At 56.8% G+C, this 21392-nt stretch carries 19 protein-coding genes; 7 read left to right on the plus strand and 12 right to left on the minus strand.

Features of this window, described 5'->3' with window-relative positions:
• Nucleotides 1-25: 25 nt before the first annotated feature.
• The 7 genes from ATU_RS25070 to ATU_RS25100 are packed head-to-tail and all read right to left on the minus strand — an operon-like array spanning nt 26 to nt 5994.
• Nucleotides 26-787, minus strand: coding sequence for a DeoR/GlpR family DNA-binding transcription regulator (locus tag ATU_RS25070; protein ID WP_010974503.1), 762 nt, complete (start codon nt 785-787; stop codon nt 26-28).
• Nucleotides 784-1263 (minus strand): hypothetical protein, encoded by a 480-nt coding sequence (locus ATU_RS25075; RefSeq protein WP_071241518.1) that lies wholly within the window; start codon nt 1261-1263, stop codon nt 784-786. The genes ATU_RS25070 and ATU_RS25075 overlap by 4 nt, the downstream gene beginning before the upstream one ends.
• Before the next feature lie 11 nt (nt 1264-1274).
• On the minus strand, nt 1275-1976 hold the full coding sequence (locus ATU_RS25080; RefSeq protein ID WP_010974505.1) for a cysteine hydrolase family protein: 702 nt from the start codon (nt 1974-1976) through the stop codon (nt 1275-1277).
• A 10-nt stretch (nt 1977-1986) separates the two neighbouring features.
• The gene (locus ATU_RS25085; protein ID WP_010974506.1) at nt 1987-2793 is read right to left on the minus strand and encodes an ABC transporter permease; all 807 of its coding nucleotides are present in this window, start codon (nt 2791-2793) and stop codon (nt 1987-1989) included.
• 3 nt (nt 2794-2796) lie between these two features.
• The gene (locus ATU_RS25090; protein WP_010974507.1) at nt 2797-3693 is read right to left on the minus strand and encodes an ABC transporter permease; all 897 of its coding nucleotides are present in this window, start codon (nt 3691-3693) and stop codon (nt 2797-2799) included.
• Between the two features lies 1 nt (nt 3694).
• Nucleotides 3695-4825 (minus strand): ABC transporter ATP-binding protein, encoded by a 1131-nt coding sequence (locus tag ATU_RS25095; RefSeq protein WP_010974508.1) that lies wholly within the window; start codon nt 4823-4825, stop codon nt 3695-3697.
• A 29-nt stretch (nt 4826-4854) separates the two neighbouring features.
• The gene (locus ATU_RS25100; RefSeq protein ID WP_010974509.1) at nt 4855-5994 is read right to left on the minus strand and encodes an ABC transporter substrate-binding protein; all 1140 of its coding nucleotides are present in this window, start codon (nt 5992-5994) and stop codon (nt 4855-4857) included.
• A 304-nt stretch (nt 5995-6298) separates the two neighbouring features.
• Between ATU_RS25100 and fabG the strand changes: the two genes are divergently transcribed.
• Nucleotides 6299-7072, plus strand: coding sequence for a 3-oxoacyl-ACP reductase FabG (gene fabG / locus ATU_RS25105; RefSeq protein ID WP_010974510.1), 774 nt, complete (start codon nt 6299-6301; stop codon nt 7070-7072).
• A gap of 49 nt (nt 7073-7121) precedes the next feature.
• Here fabG and ATU_RS25110 read toward each other — a convergent pair whose 3' ends face one another.
• Both ATU_RS25110 and ATU_RS25115 read right to left on the minus strand, forming a co-directional pair.
• Nucleotides 7122-8459, minus strand: coding sequence for an aspartate aminotransferase family protein (locus tag ATU_RS25110; protein ID WP_010974511.1), 1338 nt, complete (start codon nt 8457-8459; stop codon nt 7122-7124).
• A gap of 10 nt (nt 8460-8469) precedes the next feature.
• The gene (locus ATU_RS25115) at nt 8470-9459 is read right to left on the minus strand and encodes a phosphotransferase enzyme family protein (RefSeq protein ID WP_010974512.1); all 990 of its coding nucleotides are present in this window, start codon (nt 9457-9459) and stop codon (nt 8470-8472) included.
• An 805-nt stretch (nt 9460-10264) separates the two neighbouring features.
• Here ATU_RS25115 and ATU_RS25120 point away from each other — a divergent pair.
• From ATU_RS25120 to ATU_RS25145, 6 genes are all read left to right on the plus strand, one after another.
• Nucleotides 10265-11824, plus strand: coding sequence for an ABC transporter substrate-binding protein (locus ATU_RS25120; protein ID WP_010974513.1), 1560 nt, complete (start codon nt 10265-10267; stop codon nt 11822-11824).
• A gap of 151 nt (nt 11825-11975) precedes the next feature.
• The gene (locus ATU_RS25125) at nt 11976-12947 is read left to right on the plus strand and encodes an ABC transporter permease (protein ID WP_035257039.1); all 972 of its coding nucleotides are present in this window, start codon (nt 11976-11978) and stop codon (nt 12945-12947) included.
• 13 nt (nt 12948-12960) lie between these two features.
• Complete coding sequence (locus tag ATU_RS25130) at nt 12961-13848, plus strand: ABC transporter permease (RefSeq protein WP_010974515.1); 888 nt, start codon at nt 12961-12963, stop codon at nt 13846-13848.
• Entirely contained in the window at nt 13845-14819 is a 975-nt protein-coding gene (locus ATU_RS25135) for an ABC transporter ATP-binding protein (RefSeq protein WP_010974516.1), read from the plus strand. Before ATU_RS25130 ends, ATU_RS25135 begins: the two co-directional genes overlap by 4 nt.
• On the plus strand, nt 14816-15805 hold the full coding sequence (locus ATU_RS25140) for an ABC transporter ATP-binding protein (protein WP_010974517.1): 990 nt from the start codon (nt 14816-14818) through the stop codon (nt 15803-15805). Before ATU_RS25135 ends, ATU_RS25140 begins: the two co-directional genes overlap by 4 nt.
• Nucleotides 15806-15840: 35 nt before the next feature.
• Nucleotides 15841-16920, plus strand: a complete 1080-nt coding sequence (locus tag ATU_RS25145; RefSeq protein WP_010974518.1) for a serine hydrolase domain-containing protein — start codon at nt 15841-15843, stop codon at nt 16918-16920.
• A gap of 10 nt (nt 16921-16930) precedes the next feature.
• On the opposite strand, the gene ATU_RS25150 is transcribed toward ATU_RS25145, so the two are convergent.
• The 3 genes from ATU_RS25150 to ATU_RS25160 form a co-directional block, all read right to left on the minus strand.
• On the minus strand, nt 16931-17881 hold the full coding sequence (locus ATU_RS25150) for a LysR family transcriptional regulator (RefSeq protein ID WP_010974519.1): 951 nt from the start codon (nt 17879-17881) through the stop codon (nt 16931-16933).
• Nucleotides 17882-18070: 189 nt separating this feature from the next.
• Complete coding sequence (locus tag ATU_RS25155; RefSeq protein ID WP_010974520.1) at nt 18071-19192, minus strand: serine hydrolase domain-containing protein; 1122 nt, start codon at nt 19190-19192, stop codon at nt 18071-18073.
• Between the two features lie 47 nt (nt 19193-19239).
• On the minus strand, nt 19240-20889 hold the full coding sequence (locus ATU_RS25160) for a tannase/feruloyl esterase family alpha/beta hydrolase (protein WP_010974521.1): 1650 nt from the start codon (nt 20887-20889) through the stop codon (nt 19240-19242).
• Nucleotides 20890-21392: the final 503 nt, after the last annotated feature.

The following is a 21392-nucleotide window of genomic DNA, read 5'->3' on the forward strand; positions in this document are numbered from 1 at the left end:
GTTCTCCGGTTTCCAGCCGTCTCTTTCAGCAAACAGTCAGCTTCACGCCACTGCTATCCAGGCTTTCCGTTAAATCCTCACCCGGTGCTTTGTCGGTAACGACATGGGCAATGTCACGCCAAGGTGCATAGCGCGCCGGAAACAAGCGGTCGTGCTTGGAATGATCGGCGACCACGATGGTTCGCGCTGCGCGGGAGACCATCGCGCTATAGACAGCACCACATTCGAGCAGGGCGTCCGAGGGGCCATCGGGACCCAGACCGCTGGCGCCAAGTATGGTGAAATCGGCATAGAAGGAATTGAGGAACGACACCGCGTGCGCACCGACGGTCGCGCCCTCGGTGGCGTGATAATCGCCGGGAAGCATGACCACCTTGATGGTCGGATTGATGGCGAGCACGGTTGCCACGCCGAAGGAATGCGTGAGTACGGTGATGTTCTTCATCTCGACTGCGATGCGCCGTGCGGTGTGCACTGTCGTCGAGCCGGAGCCGATCATCAGGACCTGAGCACCTTTCAGGATTTGCACAGCCGCTTTGGCGATCCGTTCGCGCTCGCCGACAAAGAGCGTATGGCGCTCGGTGACCGAAGGCTCGGTGGAAAGCGAACGCACAGCACCGCCATAGGTGCGGTTGAGTAGGCCTTGTTCGGTCATCTCGTCGAGATCGCGCCGGATCGTCTCGGTTGAGACGTCGAGTCGCCGGGCGAGTTCCGCAACGCGCAGGCTCGGCGCTTGGTTGAGTTCAGTCAGGATACGCTCCTGGCGCACGCTTTTTGGTTTTTTCATCGCTCCTGGCTCCCCTGGCTTGTACAAGTCTGCTCCGCCATCCACGCCCGGCCGCCGGCCATCGTGCCTGATTGTCCCAAACGAGGCGTATCCGCGCCGACGGCCGGCATTGGCAAGGTCAACGGTCGCGAGGCAGAAAGCAATGGCGTCGCCGCATTGCCGTTTGGCGGATGATTTTTTGTAACGTCACGCAAGGTCATGAGCTGCGCGGCTTCGCCATAGTCAGCCCAGGTGAGACCTGCGCGAGGCAGGTCCACCGGAGCGATGTCGATCGGCGGGTCTGCATCGGACACCTCAAGCCAGACAGCGGTATCGGCGCGAACGAAACCCGGCCGAGTGAGGGACCAACTCAGTACGGCCTGTTTAGCGGCGAAACGGACCCCGGGGCTCTTGTCGAGGCAAAGGACTTCAGGTGCTTTCATCGGCCAAGTTGTGTCAGGAACGTTCCGGGCGAACAAGTCCAGGCTGCAGTCCATCCCCGATTGTCTCATGCCCCCGTCAGCGGCAGATAGCCGATCACCTCGTCCGTGGTCATTACGTTGGCATAGATCATGTGCAGCCGCTGGAGCTCGCTTTCATGTAGGTCCACCGAGCCGGCGGCGCAGGCATCATCGACAACGATGACGTCGAAGCTCTCATCGGCGAGGCTGCGTACGGTTGAGGAGACACACTGGTCGGTAAAAATGCCAACGCAAACGACGTGGGTGATCCCCATATTTGCCAGCAAAAGCCTGAGATTCGTGCCTGTCAGTGCGCTGTCGGTGGTTTTGGTGACAACGATCTCGCCGTCTCGCGGAGCGATTTGCGGTAGGATCTGCGAGGCTTCCTCATCCTTTGGGAGCAGAAGGTTATTCCACCCTGGTTTCCGCTGGCTGAGTGAACGGTCGCGTCCGTCGGCGCGAAGACAGGCAATTCGCGCGAAAAACACGTCGAGGCCGAGCGCGCGAAACCGTTCCAAGAGATGCTGGGTATTGGGAATGACAGTGCCGTGCATCCGCTCGTGGAACGGTGCCCAGGCATGGTAACGCACGAGATCGTTACCCGATAGAGCGTCGGGATCAGGGCGATCAAGATAAGTGTTCTGCATGTCAATGACGAGGAGCGCCACCTTGCCCTTTTCGAGCACTGGGTCCTCGGGCTCCGGCGCGCCCTGGTAATAGAAGGAACGGCGTTCGGTTTTCCAGTTCATCGCGGCGTCCTCATGCATCCGCCTGCCGGCGGCGAACCAGCATGATGGTAAGCCCGCCGGCCAGCAACAATGCGGCGGCGGAAAGCGTGCTCATCGTGCCAAGCGCCGGCACCATCGGCGAATAGCCGGCAACCATCTTCGAATAGAGCCATTTCGGGATCGTCGAGTCGACGCCTGCCGTATAGAGCGACAGCGGAAAATTGCCCCAGGAGAGCAGGAACGCGAACAGGGCGCCTGACCAGATGCCCGGCCAAAGGATTGGCAAGGTTATCTCGCGCAGAATGAACCAGCGGCTCGCTCCAAGGTCACGGGCGGCCTCCTCCAACGTCGGATCGAAGGAATAGACCTGAATGGCGATGACCAGTGTCACCACCGGAACGATCCAGACGAGATGAGCGACGACGGCCGTCTGCCAACTCGGATTGATGCCAAGTGCATTGAACCACAGGAGCAGCGCGAGCCCCAGCACGGGCTGCGGAAAGAACACAGGCAGAAGGATGGCCTTCTGGAACAGCTTGCGTCCCTTCCACTCGTAGCGGGCAAAGGCGAGCGCGCCAAAGAAGGCGAGGATCACGGAGACCAGAGTGACGATGAAAGCGATAAGAATGGAGTTCTGTACCAGCGTCTGGATCTCGAGCGAGGCCAGGGTCTTGCCCCACCATTCCGTTGAAAAGACGCGGATCGGGAAGCCGAAATAGCGCCCCTTGGACAGGCCGGCCAATGCTCCGCAAAGGATCGGGAGGTATACGGCAAGGACGACGAAAGCGGTCCAGGCCTTGACGAAAGCGCGGGCGCGGATTTGCGAGCGGGTTTCCATGTCTCACTTCTTTCCCAGAATGCGGTCGAGATCGAGCTTGGACAGGACGTAAAGGGCAAGCCCGCTGACGATGGCGACGAGCAGGAGGGCGAGCGCCGAGCCAAGCGGCCAATTCTGTGCATATGTGAAAGCAATCTCGATATCCTGCGCGATTGTGATAACCGACTGTCCGCCGAGGATCTTGGATTCGGCGATCGCGCCTGCCCCGAGCACAAAGGTGAGCAACATGCCGATCAGGATACCGGGCATGGCGAGTGGCAACTCGATCTCCCGCCAGATCATCAGCCGATCAGCCCCAAGATCGCGGGCCGCATCGACGAGGTCCCGGGGGATCATGGCAATGCCAAGCGACATTGGGAAAAGCATGAAAGGGAGATAGACATAGATCATGCCGAAGAGGATGGCACCAGGTGTGTAAAGAAGCTCAGGTCCGCCTGAGAAGCCGAGCCACTTCAGCCCGCCGTCGAGTACGCCGTTCTTGATAAAAAAGAGCACCCAACCATAGAGGCGGACATTTTCCGACACGAACAGCGGAAAGACGAAGAGCACGCCGACAAGGCCAGACCACCTGCCAAACATTCGATTAAGTCCATAGGCGATCGGATAGGCGATTACTGCCAATAATATGACTGTGGCCAAGGCATAGGCGATCGACCAGGCAAATGACATCCAAACGGTGTTAGAGGCGTCAAAGATCACAGCAAAGTTGGCGAATGTGAATGAGCGAAATACCGTGAAGCTCTTCGGCGTGGCGAAGGCGTAGGCGGCCACCGTCAGCAGCGGAGCGAGAAAGCCAAGCAGCAGAAGGATCGTGACAGGCGCGGCGGCGCGCAACCCTGCAGAGAGGGATGGCAAAGGGCTTTTCCCGCCGGCCGTTTCGGCGTGGGTCATGGTTGCCATATCAGTCTCCCACCACGATGGCGTCGCTGGCATCCCAGCCGATGGTAACGAGGTCGCCTGAACTGACACCAGAGACGGCTGAGCGTGCGGCCTCGACCAGGTAGATACGGTCCCCCGAATGAACCTGGTACTGCATGCGCGAGCCGAGAGAGTATTCGTTGTAGATCGTACCGGAGATCAGATTGTCAGCGCTCGATGCGCCGGTGATGAAGCGCATGGTTTCGGGCCGGACGATGACAGTTGCCGTCTCGCCAATCGCTTCTGCGACCGGCGCAACGGTGATCGGCTTGCCGTCGGCAAGCGTCCAGGCGCCCTCACCCTTACGCTTGACTTCGAAACTGTTGACCTCGCCAAAAAACTCCGCGACGAAGCGCGTTGCCGGCTTGGTATAGATTTCCTCGGGCGTGCCAATCTGAACAAGGTGGCCACGGCTCATCACCCCGACGCGGTCAGACATGACCATGGCTTCCTCAAGCGAATGGGTGATGTAGACAAAGGTCTTGCCGCTTTCGCGGTGCAGGTCCTTCAGCTCTTTTTCCAGAACTTTCTTCAGTTTGTAGTCGAGTGCCGATAGCGGCTCGTCGAAGAACAGAACGTCGGGATCGTAGGCAAAGGCGCGAGCGAGCGCCACGCGCTGTTTTTCGCCGCCGGAGCAACGCATCACGTTCTTGGAGTAATAGCTCTCGGGCAGGCGCACCATGCGCATGAATTCGAGCGCGCGGATTCTCCGTTCGGCAGCCGGCATTTTGCGGACCTTCAGCGGAAACTCGATGTTCTCGCCGACTGTCTTGTGCGGGAAAAGCGCAAGTGACTGGAAGACGAGACATGTTGGCCGCTTGTCGGCCGGCACGCTGTTGATCACCTCGCCACGCAGCGTGATATAGCCTTCTGATGGTGATTCCATGCCGGCCAGCATGCGCAGAAGTGTCGTCTTGCCGGACCCGGAGGGTCCGACAATGGTGACGAATTCGCCCTCCTTGATATCGACACTGATGCCGTCAACCGCGGCAAAATCGCCGAAAATCTTTCGAACGTCGACCAGTTGCAGTACCGGTTTCGGCGCCGGTTGCACTTGGGCTTGGATTGTCGATGAGGTGTCGGGCAGGCTGGGCGAGATCATCGCAAGGCTCATGTTCTTTGCTCCGTCGGGACAGGCTTGGCTCAACCGCGCAGTCGCTTGGCAGCGGTCATCAGTTCCAGTGCCTTGTCGTAGTCGGGTACGATGTCGTATTGCGCCGAGCGCGCCATGTCCTCCTCAACGGTATCCCACTGGATGGCTTCCATCTCGTCCTTTGTGAAGAGTTCAAAGCACTTGGGGTTGCCCATCTGCGTTACCGGATTGAATGTGCCTTCGGCAAAAGCGACGGTGTGGGCGACTTTCGGATCCTGGACGTATTTCAGGAACTCCACCGCAAGCGGCGAAAGCTCGGGATTGTTGACCGTCGAGGTGATCTCGATCCAGGAAATGCCGCCCTTGCCGTCCATCGGCCCCCTGAGTGGCGTGATCGCACGCAAGTTCGTATAGCCGTCGGCGCGCGCGGGAGAAACGGAATAGGTGCCACCGGTCATATAAAGGTCGATCTCGCCCGAGACGAGAGCCTGATTGAGTGACGCCATGTCGCCGACCATTTTGGCGCCCTTGAACACCTTTTCAGCGGTTTCGGCGAAGACCTTGAACTGTTCCTGTGTGTGCTCCTTGAACGGGTCTATGCCGGCGATCAGGAAAATGTTGAACACGTTCCAGTCGTCGGATTCCTGTATTCCGTACTTGCCAGCGAGCGAGGCGTCATTGAACAGGTCCCAGCCCTGCTCCTCCGCCGTTGACTTGCTGATCTTGTCTGTGTTGACCACAAAGCTATAGGGCCCGAAGCGTTGCGCCATACCGAGCAGGTCCCCGCCGTCGTCGCTCATCGCCCAACGATAGGGTGCCTTAAAGTTGGGGAGCATGGCATCGAAATAGGGTTCGAACTCGGCGCGCGGCAGCGGCTTGATCAGGCCGGCCGGCCCCATGACCTTGCGGGCCCAGGGATTATTGACGTTGATGAGGTCCCAGATTTTGGTTTCGCCCGCGCGTAGCCGGTTGATCATGGTCGGGTCGTTGGTCAGGCTCTCGGCCTTGACCGTAGCAGACTCGCTGGAGCGGAACGGATCCAGGACCTGCGCGGAATTGTAGCCCTCCCAGCACAGGATATTCAGCTCTTTTTCGCGGGCCGCGAAGGCACGCGTGGCGCTTGCCAGCGGACCAGCAAAAGCGGCCGCACCCATCATCTGCATCATATTGCGTCTGGAGATTTTCATCATCGTGGTTCCCCTTTTCTCGGCCGCGTGAATGGCTCACGGATCAATTATGTTGGAACTTTGTCGCAAAAATGTGTGATTTACAACACGTATTTTCTGCTTCATGTTGGAAAGCGTAACAGGAGGCACAGCGTCCGTAGACCAATGTGATCGTCGCGGAATATGGCTGCTAACGATCTAATATTGCTTTGCATTTCTTTTGTGCAGAAGGAGCGTGATGCGTGCCGATGTTTTGATCTGACGCCTCGAATTGAGGCAATAGCGCCTCGTTAATTTGTGAAAGTTACAACAAAAAAGTGAGTGGAACATGTTGAAGTCATTGCAAGGCAAGACCGTCATCGTTACCGGCGCAAGCCGAGGAATTGGCAAGGGCATAGCACTGCGCTTCGGGGAGGCCGGCCTGAATGTCCTCGTCGTGTCGCGCAGCCAGGTCGATGCCGACAGGGTGGCATCCGAAATCGGAGTAAACGGTTCGGGGTTTGCGGCGGATGTCAGTACAGAGGAGGGCTGCAAGGCGATGGTCGATGCTGCCGTAACCCGCTATGGCGGGGTTAACGTGCTGTGCGCAAATGCCGGAATCTTCCCGGCGGCGAAGCTGGGGGAAATGTCGGCGGCCGATTTCGACCACGTGATCTCAACCAATCTCAAAAGTACCTTTCTCAGCGTTTCCGCGGTGTTGCCGGCGATGACCTCGGCCGGTGCGGGCCGTATCATCATCACCTCGTCGATCACTGGGCCGATCACCGGTTATCCGGGCTGGTCGCATTATGGGGCAAGCAAGGCCGGCCAGCTTGGCTTCATGCGTACTGCCGCGATTGAGCTGGCGCCAAAGAACATTACGGTCAATGCCGTTATGCCAGGCAATATCATGACTGAGGGGCTCGAGGGCAACGGTCCAGATTATATCGCCACGATGGAGGCCTCCGTGCCATTGCGTCGTCTGGGTATGCCGGCGGACATCGCGAACGCCGCGCTGTTTTTTGCATCGGAGGAGGCAGCCTATATCACCGGCCAGTCGATCGTCGTCGATGGCGGTCAGATCCTGCCGGAATCGCTCGGTGCGCTGGAGGTAATGGGCTGAAATTGAAAGAAGCCGGGCGACATCATCGCCCGGCTTGCCTGCAATGTCTTCAGGCGGCTCGGCGCGCCTGGAGAATAATGTCCAGGGTGCCGGTGAAGAGGTCGACATCCTCGTTCGAAAAACACAGTGGCGGCCGGATCTTCAGCGTCGCGCCATATTTGCCCGCTGCCCCGATCAATATACTGTTGTGCCTCAACTGATTGATCGCATGGGTAGCGCGTGTGCTGTCCGGCTCCCCCGTGGCGGGGTCGACAAAATCAAGACCGATGAAAAGGCCGGCGCCCCGCACATCGCCGATTTCCGAATGCCGACTTTGCAAAGCCTGGAGCGACTGCTTGAAGTAACCGCCGACAGTGGCCGAGCGTTCGATCAGACCTTCCTCCTCAATCACTCGCAGCACGGCATGGCCTGCGGCGGCAGCTACCGGATTGCCTCCGAAGGTATTGAAATAACCGGTTTCCTCGCAGAACCTCTGGAGCAGGTCAGGTCGTGTTACGACGCCGCCCATGGGGAAGCCATTGCCCATCGGCTTACCCATCGTGACAATGTCGGGCGTGACACCGTGACGCTCGAAGCCCCAAAGGCTGCCTCCCGTCCGGCCGAAGCCCGGTTGGACCTCATCGGCGATCAACAGGCCGCCGGCTCGGTGCACCACGTCAACCGCCTCCTTCAGGAAACCTGCAGGATCGGCATAGATGCCGTCACTGGAAAAGATTGTGTCAACGATCAACGCAGCGAATTTAATGCCTCGTGAATTGAGCTCGTTGATTGCCTGTTCCACGGACGCGGCGAAGTTTGAGGCCACGCTCATGCCATCACGAGCGGCGGGCGCTGGAATGATTGCCACAAATGCGGCGGGTTTGCGCTTGCGCAGCGACGAGGGGGAGACTTCCGTCACCAGCGCAGTGTTGCCGTGATAGGCTGCCTCGGTGACGATGAAGCCTTCGGCCCCGGTCCCAATGCGGGCGATGCGCAGGGCGAGGTCGTTACTCTCGCTGCCCGTACAGGTCAAAACGACATTGCTGAGGCCTGCCGGGAATTTGGATAGCAGATTTTCGGTGTAAGCCTCGACGACGCGGTTGAGATAGCGCGTGTGGATGTTGAGTTCGCCGACCTGTCGGGCGATGGCCTCGACCACCCGTGGATGGCAGTGGCCGACCGACGGTACGTTGTTGTAGACGTCGAGATACTTGCGTCCGCCGGCGTCATACAGATAGGCGCCCTGCGCGCTCACCATCTCGATCGGCTGCTCATAAAAGAGTACGGAGGAAGCTCCAAAAGTTGCCTGGCGCTTGGCAACGCGCTCTGCAAGTTCAGCGGGAAATCCCTCGGTACGGCTCGCATCAAAACGGTTGAGGTCGAGAATTTCCTTAGTGGTGGCGCTCATTGGGCTCTCCTCAACGGTGCTCGGCCAGATAGCACTCGGCGAGCGCCACAGTGCCATCGGTGTAGGCCGTACCCATGGACTGGGCCGTCGGCGTTTCTGCGTGGGAAGCGATCCATGCGGTGAGTTGCATGCGGCGAAGCATAATGAACATCGGCAGGGCAGCCTCGTGTTGCGCATCGAGAGGTGCGACGCGGCGATAGCCTTCGAGCCAGGCCGCCATCAGGTCTGGAATGAAGGGCTCATGTTCCATGAAGCTGATCGCGGCGGCAAAATCGTAAGCGAACCAGGACAGACCGCAATCGTCGAAATCGATCACTCCAAGTCTGTCACCGTCGACCAGAAGGTTCGCGGCGCGCATGTCGCAGTGAACAAGGCCGAAGCGCTCCTCCCCATAGCCGTAGGCGGAGGTCTGTGTTTCGAGCAGCGCGTGCGTTCTTTCTAAAACGGACTTCCCATCGGGCTTCAGCCCAAGGGCGTCACGCCAGTCGCCCCAATAGGCGCCGTTCCCAAGGATGCGGTTGAAGTTCCAGGTCTTTCGAATGAAATTCTCCGGACGCGTCCATCTGCGGCTATGCGCATGCAGTTTCGCGTTAATTTCGCCGAGCGTCCTGTACCAGTGGACGAGGTCGGATTCAGCATCTGGTTCCTTGCCGGCCATGTATTCGAAGGCGACGGCGTGGCGCATGGTTTCGCCGTCTGAGAAGATTTGAAGGAGGCTGCCATCGTTCGCTGAGATCGGCCGGGGCGTGACAACCACCCCATCCTGCCTCAGCGCATCGATCCAAGCGAGCTCAGAAAGGATCTCTGCTTCAGTATGGTAGTCGGGCCGATGCACTCGCACGATCAGGTTGCGCCCGCTGTTTTCGTCGGCGATCCGAAAAGTCGCGTTCTCGGAGATCGTCAAGAGCGTCAGTTTGGCCTCGGACGAGAGGCCCCACGCTGACGAAAGGTATTTCACGCCTTGTGTCAGCCGCGAAAGAAAATCTGTATTGTACAACATCTGTGCTGCCTTATCTGGGCGAATGTTTGGTGAATACAACAATAAAAATGTTGGAAATGCAACATTAATCGCAAGCACTCAACTCCGTCCCGAGGCGCGGCCAGCTGGTTTGGGGATTCATGTCGCGCTTGGAACATGCCTCGGCTTTCATACTGCGACACGGAGATGGGGCGGAGGTTGATTTGGAATGAGCGGTTATGGCGGATACCACGAGATAATTGCTGACACCAAGCCCCGACAGGTATCGCCAGTTGTCTAACTAAAAGTGCGTTGAGATTGTCGACACACGCCTTTACGGCTTCCCAGTCAGCGATGGTCAGCAAGGAGTGAACATGGGCGGCGAGAGCAAAGCGCTTCGAGCAAGGTGTGTAAATCCCGTCCACATGAGTCCGTCTATATCCATGAAAGAGGACATTATCGCGGGCAATTAACGTAATGAGCTCGGCAGGCATTAAGAGGTCGCGAGTTCGTTTCCGCTCAAGGCGGAGAACCTCTTAATCTGAACGACTGAACTGGAAGTCAGGCGGAAGCTTTTCACCCCAGCGTGGTGCTTACTTTCGTCAGATTTTCAAGGTTCGTGGGTTACCTCCTCGACATTCCATCATGTGCGCTCTTTCGTCGAGGAGTGATCCAGCATTTCTCGAACGATGGAAATTCGGGATGCAAGAGGAGCCATCCCAAAGTGCGTTATTCATGCCATGGATGAAGTAGGCAAAAAAACATTCATTTGTTAAATCTAAACTTCCGTTGGAGGATCAGAAGAAGCGAACTTGTGACATTTCCAGGTTCGAAAAAAGGGAACGAGATGATGAAAACTGGTGTGCTTCTTCTGACCAGCCTGATCGGCCTGGTCGCCCAACCCGTGATGGCGAAAAATTTGACGATCGGTCTAAGCGGAACCGTGACCTCGATTGATCCGCATTTTTACAATGCCTCGCCAAATAACGCGATTGCTATGCAGATTTTCGACCGATTGACGGAGCGCACCGCCGAAGGTCGGCTAGTGGAAGGTTTGGCCACGAAGTGGGACACTGTTTCAGAAACGAAGTGGCGCTTTGCTCTGCGTGATGGTGTGAAGTGGCACGATGGCAAGCCCTTCACTTCCGACGACGTGATTTTCACGCTCGACCGCGCTGGAAGCGTGCCGAACAGCCCCGGCGGTTTTGGCGGTTTCATGCGCAATATTGCAAGCGTCGAAGCGGACGGCGACAATGCGGTCATCATCAGCACCAAGGCACCGGCACCGACGCTTCCAGGCGATCTCGCAAATATCGCTATCGTGTCGCGCCATGCGGGCGAGGGCGCCGATACCGCAGATTACAACTCCGGCAAGGCAGCAATCGGCACGGGTGCTTTTCGCCTTACGACATTCAAGCAGGGTATCGAGGTTGGTCTTGAGCGCAATCCCGATTGGTGGGGCAAGAAGGTCGCATGGGATCACGCAACCTACCGCATGATTTCCAGCGCAAGCGCTCGTACCACCGCAGCTCTCGCTGGTGATGTGGATGTCATCGACGCCCCGGCTGCGACCGATATTGCCCGGTTCAAAACCACGGCTAACCTTTCTTTCGTCAGCACGCCTGGCCTGCGTGTCATCTATCTCGCGCCATCGACATCGGGTGATGCCTGGAAGGCCTTTGTGAAGGGCCCAAAGGGAGAGGCGTTGGATAACAATCCTCTGGCCGATCCCCGCGTTCGCAATGCACTTTCCGAAGCGATCAATCGCGAGGGCATTGTCGACAAGATCATGGAAGGTACCGCAACCGCCTCCGGTCAGTGGCTCCCCAAGGGTGCGTTTTCTTATACGCCTGACATTCAGCCGCCCAAGCCTGATGCTGCGGGCGCCAAGAAGCTACTGGCCGACGCCGGATATCCCGACGGTTTTCAGCTGACAGTTCATGTGCCGAATGATCGCTACCCCAATGCGCCTGCGGTAGTTCAAGCCGTGGCGCAGATGTGGACGCGAATTGGCGTGAAGACGAATGTGGAGGCTCTCCCATGGACGACCTTCTCGTCGCGTAAGTCGGAATTCGCCATGAAGCTGCTCGGGCTCGGTAACGCGACCTATGACGCAAGTTCGATGCTGGTGAATGTATTGGGCACGGTCGATCCAAAGCGTGGTCTGGGTGCTGCCAATGACAGCGGCTATTCCAATCCAGCGCTTGATGACCTCGTTTCCAAGGCGATGATGATCTACGACGACAAGGCGCGTGAAGCGGCCCTCATAGAGGCTGTGAAGGTTGCCATCACTGATGGCGCCATCATCCCGCTCTACCAGCAGAGTAACGCCTGGGTGCTGCGCAAGGGGCTCAATTACGCCCCGCGGATCGATGAGCGCACGCTTGCCAAGGATGTTTCCGAATAAGGTGGAAATATGAGGCTGGTTCCACATCGCCAGCCTTACCATCCGGCAATCGGTGGCGAAGCTGCCCGAGCAAATGTCGGCTATACTGTGCTCCCCAAGCCATCCCCTTGGAAGTGGATGGTCGGTATCTTATCAATAACAAGAGGGTATCATGACCCTATGGATTGTGCAGCGCCTGATGCAAGCGATACTGGTCGCTCTTGCAATGGCCCTGATCGTGTTCGTCGGTCTTCACCTGATCGGCAGCCCGATTGAAACTTTGCTTCCGCCGGAAGCCACCTATGATGACCGCCTGCGTTTGATTGCGGACCTCGGTCTCGACCGGCCTCTTTATGAGCAGTTCTTCCTGTTTCTGAAAGGGCTTCTGCAAGGCAATCTCGGTGTCAGCTATGTCTACAAGGAGCCAGCGGTCGAACTGATCCTGTCTCGCTTGCCCGCGACGCTAGAACTGGCTTTCGCCGCTGTCTTGCTGTCGCTGATCGTTGGCGTACCGCTTGGACTTGCCGCAGGCTGGAAACCCGAAAGCCCCCTTGCACGCATCATCATGATCGGTTCGATCTTCGGCTTCAGCCTTCCGATTTTCTGGATCGCGGTCCTTCTTATCATGATATTTAGCGTCCAGTTGGGCTGGCTCCCAAGCTCTGGACGCGGCGCAACCGAAATCCTGTTCGGCATACCCTGGTCTTTCGTAACACTGGATGGCCTGCGGCATATGCTTTTGCCGGCGATCAGTCTATCACTTTTCAATATCTCGATGGTTACGCGGTTGACTGAGGCTGGCGTGCGCGAGGCGATGTCGAGTGAATATGTGCGATTTGCCCGGGCAAAAGGTCTTTCACCAAAGCGTATCCTCAGCGTCCATGTGCTCAAGAACGTTATGATCCCGGTCGTCACTGTCGTCGGTCTGGATATTGGTCAGACGATTGCATTTTCGGTCGTGACCGAAACCATCTTTGCCTGGCCGGGCGTCGGCAAGATCATTATCGACAGCATTGCCGCGCTCGACCGCCCCGTCATCGTCGCCTACCTCATGCTCGTGGTCGTCATGTTCGTCATCATCAACCTCGTTGTGGACGTCACTTACCGGCTGCTCGATCCACGCATCCGGCTTCAGGGAGAGTGATGTGCAAGCAGTTATGAACTCCTCGACACTTCGGACAGGCCTGCTATTCATGCGACAGTTCGCCCGTTCGCCCTTGGCGGTGATGGGATTGGCGCTGATTTTCCTGATCGTTCTCATGGCGGTGTTTGCGCCATATCTGTCGCCGCAAAACCCATATGATCTGATGCAGTTGGACATCATGGACGGGCGTATGGCTCCCGGCACGGAATCGTCCACGGGCTTTACCTTCCTGTTTGGGTCGGATGACCAAGGTCGAGATATGCTATCGGCTATTCTCTACGGTCTGCGGATAAGCCTTATCGTGGGGCTTGGCTCGGCGGCACTCGCCTTCATCATCGGTACAGCTTTTGGCCTGACAGCTGCCTATGTTGGCGGTAGGGTTGAAACCGCGATGATGCGGCTTGTCGATCTGCAGCTTTCCTTTCCGACGATCCTGTCCGCACTGTTGATCCTCGCTCTCCTTGGTAAGAGCGTCGGCAATGTCGTTTTTGCCATTGTCCTGGTGGAATGGGCGACCTATGCCCGCACGGCACGCGGTGCTGCCTTGACGGAGCTTCGCCGTGAATATGTCGAGGCAGCGCGGTCTCTACGACTGCCGCATCGGAACATTCTGTTTCGCCAATTGCTGCCAAACTGTCTGTCGCCCCTCGTGGTTCTGCTGACCATGCAGGTGGCTCGTGCCATCACGCTGGAGGCAACACTCAGCTTCTTGGGTCTCGGTGTCCCGGTGACCGAACCGTCCCTCGGGCTTCTGATTTCCAGCGGATACGAATTCATACTGTCAGGGACCTACTGGATCGCCCTTTTCCCCGGCATCGCGCTTCTGGTCACGATCTTTGCAATCAATCTCGTTGGAGATCGGCTGCGCCAGTTAGTGGACCCAAAGGCTGCACGGAGATGAGTGCCATGCTTGAAATCAAAGGTTTGAAAACCGAGGTCGTGACCGATGAGGGCAACATTACACTTATCGACGACATCACCCTCAGCCTTGCTGCAGGCGAAGTCATGGGGCTCGTTGGGGAGTCCGGTTCCGGCAAATCCGTGACTGGTCTTTCCATCATGGGACTGCTCGACAAGCCTGTTCAGATGACAGGTGGGAAAATCCTGTTCAAAGGGCGGGACCTGCGAAGCGCATCGCAGAAAGAATTACGGTCGATCCGCGGCAACCGGATCGCGATGATCTTTCAGGATCCGATGTCGACACTCAATCCCGTGCTTCGCATCGATACGCAAATGATGGAAGTTGTGCATGCGCACGAAAACGTCAGCAAACAGGTCGCGCGGGAGCGTGCACGCGACGCCTTGGGCATGGTCGGCATTCCAAGTCCGGAGGAGCGCCTGAGCGCCTATCCGCATCAGTTCTCCGGCGGTATGCGGCAGCGAGTGGCTATCGCCATCGCGCTTCTCATGTCACCAGACGTGATCATTGCAGATGAGCCGACGACTGCGCTTGATGTGACGATACAGGCGCAAATCCTCTCCATCGTTCAGAAGCTTGCGCGGGAAAAGGGGACGGCTTTGATATGGGTCACCCATGACCTGTCCGTTGTTGCTGGCCTGGCCGAGAAACTGTCGGTCATGTATGCGGGGCGTATCGTCGAGCAAGGCTTAACCGCCGATCTACTGAGACGTCCTCTGCATCCTTATACCAATGGCCTGATCGCAAGCCTGCCCGCCCATAACAAGCGAGGTGAAAGGCTAAGGCAGATATCGGGGACCACGCCCTCCGTCGCCAATATGCCCAAAGGATGTGCGTTTCACCCGCGTTGCTCCTTTGCCACCGAAATTTGTCTCAATTCTCCGGCGCTTGAGCCGACAGAAGGGCGTCTTCTTCGCTGTTTTCACCCCGTCATGGAAGGAGCGCCATCGTGAGCAATCGTTTGGAAGTGCGCAACGTTAGCAAGCGCTTCAGCCGTAAATCCGGCGTGGTTGAACGCGGTGCGGAACTGATGGGCCTGAAAGCTCCAAATCCTGTCGTCGGAGCACTGGATGATGTCAGCCTTACCGTTTCAGAACGCGAAGTCGTGGGCATCGTTGGTGAATCCGGCTGCGGAAAATCGACACTGGGTCGCGTAGTGGCCGGGTTGCTGCAAGCTTCCGAAGGTTCGGTTCTGTTTCGCGGCAAGCAATTGGCGGAGATGGACGGCAAGGCAGCAGAAGACGCGCGGCTGAAAGTCCAGATGATCTTTCAGGACCCATCGTCATCATTAAACCCGCGACAGCGCGTGCGCGAGATCATCGGGGCAGCGCCGCTTCACCACAAGATGACGAGCGCCCGTGAGCTGGATGATTATGTCAGCCAGCAGATGGAGCGGTCAGGGCTTGATCCATCCATGGCCAGCTGGTTTCCGCATCAGTTCAGCGGCGGCCAGCGCCAGCGCATCGGCATTGCGCGCGCGTTGGCTGTTCAGCCCGATATGTTGATCTGCGACGAATCCGTTGCAGCGCTCGATGTCTCGATACAGGCGCAGATCCTGAACCTGTTCCTCGATTTAAGAGAGCAACTTGATCTCACCTATCTGTTCATCAGCCACGATCTCTCCGTGGTCGAGCACATATCCGACCGCGTTGTCGTCATGTATCTCGGGCGTGTCGTGGAAGAGGCGCCAGTTGCAGAACTGTTTGCGCACCCCAACCACCCATACACGCGTGCGCTTCTTCAGGAAAGACCAAGCCTAGATCCCGTTCAACGGCGCTTTTCATCCATAGAGGGCGAAATCCCAAGCCCGCTTTCGCCGCCGTCAGGCTGCCATTTCCACCCGCGCTGTCCGTTTGCGATGGAGCGATGCCGTGTAGAGCGACCAGAACTTCGAACCATCGGCTCAGGGCACAAAGGTGCCTGCCATCTCAACGATTGAACCTCCCACAATCGACAATGTCAAAAGGATCAAACATGTCTGTTTCAGCACCTCTGGAACATCAACAACTGACCATAAGTCAGGAATTTCCCACTAAGGAATGGGCGAATGTGACCTCTCCAGAAAAATACGGGCTCTCTGCTGAGGTCAGAGAAAGAGTCGACGCCATGCTCGATGGTCTGTCGACCACATCTTTCATGGCGGTCGCCGCTGGCAAAGCGCTATACACCTACGGCGACGTATCTGAAGTCAGCTATCTCGCATCGACCAGAAAAAGTATTCTTTCGATGCTTTTCGGCAAGGCTGTTGCCGAAGGCAAGATCGATCTCGATCTGACCATGGCGGATTTGAACATCGATGAGGACCATGGTCTTCTTCCGATCGAAAAGACCGCGACGCTGCGTAATCTGCTGATCAGCAGTTCTGGTGTCTATCATCAGCCCGGCAGCCCCGGCAGCAACACCAAGAACATCCCAGAGCGCGGCTCGAAAAAGCCGGGTGACTATTTCCATTACAATAACTGGGATTTCAACGTTTTGGGCGCGGCCTTCGAACAGCTGACAGGTCGCAGCGTCTTCGAGGCCTTCGAAGAGGATTTCGCAGGTCCGATGGGCCTTCAGGATTTCGACCCTTCTCGCCAGCGCATGATGGGTTACGACGGCGCGTCGCGCTATCTTGCCTATCACTTCTTCCTGTCGGGCAGGGACATGGCGCGACTGGGTCTGTCGATGGTGCGCAACGGTCGCTGGGGTGACGAGCAAATCATACCGGCAGACTGGGTTGCAGAAAGCACGCGCATTCGTGTTCCCGCCGGTAAGATGAATGAGAGCGAAAAATCCCGCATTGCCGGCTATAGCTACCTTTGGTGGATCCCTGTGGTGACCAAAGATACGCCGGAGTGGGACGGTGCCTTTGTCGCAGCTGGACATTTTGGGCAGTTCATTCTGGGCATGCCTGCACTCGATATGGTGTTAGTCAACCGACGCGCCATTCCAGACGATCTGGCCATTGCCCGCAACGACGGAAGCTTCAAGGAAGAACTGCCCGCTGTGACAATGGAGCAGTTCCTGAGCGTTGCCGACCAACTCATCACGGCGAAGCTCAGCGTCAGGTGAGGGAAGCTGATCAGTGCAGGTCATCCGTAAAACATGCGGAGATCTGTTCACGTAGCCACAGGCTTGCCGGATCGCGTTCTTTTTCGGCGAGCCAGATCATGCTGGTGGATTGCTTTTCCTCCTCGAACGGCGACTCCAGCAGCAACAACTCGTGCGACCGCTCGAATAGCTTTGCCACGCTCTCCGGCATCATGGCGACGAGATCGCTGCGAGAAACGATGGCGACGGCTGCGGAAAAATGCGGTACGACCGCAACAACGCGCCGCTCCAGCCCCATCGCATCCAGTCGCTCATCGATCCAGCCGCGACGACTTGGGGACGACGTAACCTTCACATGCCCCAGTGACAGCAATGCATCAAGCGTCAGCGGTTCTTTCGCTGCCGGATTGTTTGCCGACATGATGCAGACGCGTCTTTCGGTGAAGAGAGATGCGCAGCGATAGCGCGCAGGAAAATTCTCAGCGGTCATGACAGCCACATCGATGGTTCCTTCATTGAGATGCTCCTGAACCACGGGCATGAAATCCCTGTTATGGCTGATACCGGTGCGCGGCATGTGAATGACCTCCAGAACGCAATGCTCCGCCTCGGACCGAACCCGCTCCACGAGACGCGGCATGAGGACGACGGAAAAATAGTCGTTCATGCCAATCCTGAAAGCGCGATGCGAGGTCGCGGGATCGAATGCCAGCCGCTGCAACATAACGGTTTCTGTGTCTTCGATAATGCGTCGTACTGCGGGGAAAATCTCGGTGCAAAATCGCGTCATGACGAAGCCGCGGGAGGTTTTTTTGAAGAGTTCGTCGCCCGTTATAGCGCGCACCCGCTTCAAAGCATGGCTCATGGCGGGTTGGGAAAGGCCGATATATTCTCCGGCGGCCGTCATGTTGCCTTTGACGACCAGCGCATAAATGACTTTCAAAAGATTGAGATCGACTGACCCCAATTGAAACCGCTGCATGGCAAACCTGTCCCCCTCCTGAAATTCTACCGTGATTATAATGATATGCGGGATGACTAGATAAAATAAAAGCTTGCCGCTGGCGAGCAATCGTGCTGTCTCGCAAGAAAGATTGATCAGCACCCGGTCTGTTCCTGAAGAGCAGGACCTCCGAGAGAGATGCGGGCGAGCCCGGGTGCCGAACCGGGCTTATGTTCTGGCGGCGACCACCGATTCCGCAATCTTCATGAAATCACCGGCCGAGACCTTGGTCGGCTCGTAGGTGGTTTTTCCCTGATTTCTGGCGATGGCAAACTCATCGGTTACCGCACGGCGATGAACAATGACGGTGTCGATGGCCGGAAGGCACAGAACGAATTGTCCGAAATTGCCGTTCATCAAATAGGCGCCTTTGAACGCGGGGTCGCTGGATGTGGGTATCCACCATAGATAGGCATATCCTAGACCTTCCTTGCTCTTGGTCTGCTCTGGCGTGAACCGCATCTTGGTACTTTCTGCAATCCAGCTTTCAGGCACGATGGTTTTTCCCCCCCATTTTCCACCTTTCAACATCAATTGCCCAAGGCGCGCCATATCACGTGCCGACAGGAAAAGATGATAGGCTAGATAGCGGGACTGATTTTCGTACCCCATCATCCGCTGGCGATTAATGTCGAAATCTTCGAAACCCAATGGGTCCGCCAAATCCTCTTTCAGTGCCTGGAACACAGTTTTTCCGGTACGATTCTCGAAGATCGCACCAAGCACGTTGAAATCCCAGTTGTTGTAAAGAAAAACAGTACCGGTTTTCGTCTTGCCGCGTTCCGGCGTGTTTTCGCTACCGCCGGGGCTACCTGCTGCATGATAGACGCCGGAACTTGATGTCAGAAGGTCTTTGAGCTTAGCTGTTTTTTCCAGCGGCAGAAGCCCGTCGTCCTCTTCAATGCCGATCTCGCCAATCGTCATATCGAGATCGATTTTTCCTTCCGCGACATAGCGTCCGAACAGCATGGACAATATGCTTTTTCGAGCCGAAGCCAGGTAACTCACATCGGACAGATTGCCGTAGCGATAAACGATCTCTCCGCCCTGTGCCACCATCATAGACGTGGTGGCCATTGGGTAAAGCTTTGCCTCCATTTCCGCGAGTTTTGCCGAAGACCAGCCTGCGGCAGCCACATCGCCTGCGGTCTTCCATGGTTTCCCGTTCGCGACGTAAGGTGTCGTGTCTACCGCGGATACGGTTTTTCCGACAAGGCTGACAGCGGCGAATGTCGATGCAGCCGATGCTGCGAGAACGGCACGTCTTGATAAAGTGGGACCTGCTGTCATTCTATTCCTCCCAAAAAATTTTTATTGGTGTGTTGAGCGCCTTTGGGTCAATCATCGGCGCAGCTGAAGCTTGAAGCGATTGCGACGTCGCCATCGCCTTTATATTTTGGCCAGCTTGGATATTCGCAAAGCGGTCTGCTACGGCCCTTGGTCGATGATTTTGTCGCGTCAACGACGACCGGATTGGATGGGGGCACATCGTGTTCAACCCAATTGTCGAGCGCAGCGAGGTTATCCCAAGTCGGCGAGAAACGACCGCCACCATGCGCCAGGCCGGGTACAAGAAAGAAGCGCATGAAGCCCTTGACCTTATCAGCGCCCATCTTCGCGACGATGGATTCGAACAACTTGGCATTGCCCAGCGGACTTACACTTGGGTCGTCATTGCCCTGAAGCCAGATGATCTTGCCGCCCCGGTCGCTGAAGGTAGACCAATCCGTCCTCGTAGCACCGATTACATCAGAAAGCTCAACGATCCGATCCTTGAGTTTTCCCGGCTCGCGGATATCGAATGAAAGCAGATTGAGAGGTTGATCGCGCTGGACGAAGTTTTGCAGGAATTCGAAAGAGCGGCTTGAGTGATGCGCGTTAGGCCCCGAAACGGGAGGTGTGCGCATCTGAGGCTCCGACCCGAGCTGCATCATGATACCCTCAAGGCTGTTATAGCCGGGATAGGTGTTTATGCCGTTTGCCAACTGATAAGGCAGTGAATATCCTTCATGGTAAATCTTCAGCGTTCGCTCGATCTGTGCTTGCGTCAAACAATCGTCAGGGTTTCCGGTCACGTCTGATTTGCAGGCCAGGCTTTGAACCAGCACCGCGGATTGAGCACGGCACTGCTGCATGTTGCCCACAAGGCCATCTTCGACGCCATCAAGGCCGTCACAAGATTTCAGGGCCTCTTTGGAAATTCTCTCCACGAGCTTCGGCGGAATCCAGCCTGCGGATTTGTCGTCATAAACGGCCCGCGCTAGACCGGCTCCCCAGAGCCGAAGTCCCACAAAGTTTGCCGTTGGGTAATTCGTCAAAATGCCGTCGTAGGATTCCGGCCAGCGCGAGGCTGCCGTCAACCCTTCGCGTCCACCTGTCGATCCGCCCTGAAAATAGACGCGGGTAACAGGCTTCTCATATCGCTCAGTAACGAGAACCTTCGCCACATCAAGCACTTTCTTGATGTGCATATAGCCGTAATTAAGCATCGCCTCATCGTTTTTGGCGAAAGAGGCGTCGTCCGCGTTCGGAGCTTGATGGCCGGAATCGCTGCCGAAGGTGACGTAGCCCTGCGTCAGCGGTGTCGGCACGACATCCAGTCCTAAAGTCGTTTTGTCCGTAGTGGGCGGAATGCTACCGTTGTAGCCACCGCCTCCATACTGCAGCATCTTGCCATTCCACACGCTTGGCAAGTTGACCTGCCAGATGATGTCCGGGGCCTTCGGATCGACAGGCTTTATTTGCCCGATAACCTTGCAATATTCGCCATTTTGATTGGCTGGATCAGACCCGCCGATCAGGGTTGCGGATTGTATCTTTGCGCCCGTGGTTGGCAGGCTTATCCTTGACGCGGGGATGGATGATGCAGCTATCGCCGAACACAGGCCAGCCGCATTCTGTGGCGCGGCGAAAGCAGATTTTACTGGCACATAAGCGAGCGAGATCGTCACCACAACACGTGATGTTGCTACAAGCAGAGATGTCATGATGTCCTCCAAGCCGTCAGTTACTCCAATCGCTGACAGCGTTCCTCTTCCTTAGACTTAACTGAAAAATCTTTCGTCTGTGAAATGCAAATAATAGGCCTATTGTTGCGTTCTACGCATGAACCTTACGGCTACCTGTGACGCTATTAAACCTGTGTCGTTTCAATTCTAATGCGGTAACCATATGGCCGCGACCGGCGGGAAGGGGAGTTCGTTCATCCGGTCCAGCAACTGTTCGACCCCTCAGGTGACCTCATCGGTCGGGCTGATCGCGATATGGAGTTCAGGCTCACGACCGGGTGCCGGTGGACCGGATTCACGCGATCGGCTGAAGCCCGTTATCCCACCAGACATGTCCACGCCGGACCTCGATATTGATACGGTGAAGGTGAAGAGCAAGAATGTTCAGTGATTTGCGGTTAGTGAACTACCAGTCTGGGGTCCGAATTGGTTCAAGACCCCCACCACTGGCATCCGCATTAGCGACGAAAAGCATGGTTGAA

The organism is Agrobacterium fabrum str. C58, from assembly GCF_000092025.1.
Taxonomy (GTDB): domain Bacteria; phylum Pseudomonadota; class Alphaproteobacteria; order Rhizobiales; family Rhizobiaceae; genus Agrobacterium; species Agrobacterium fabrum.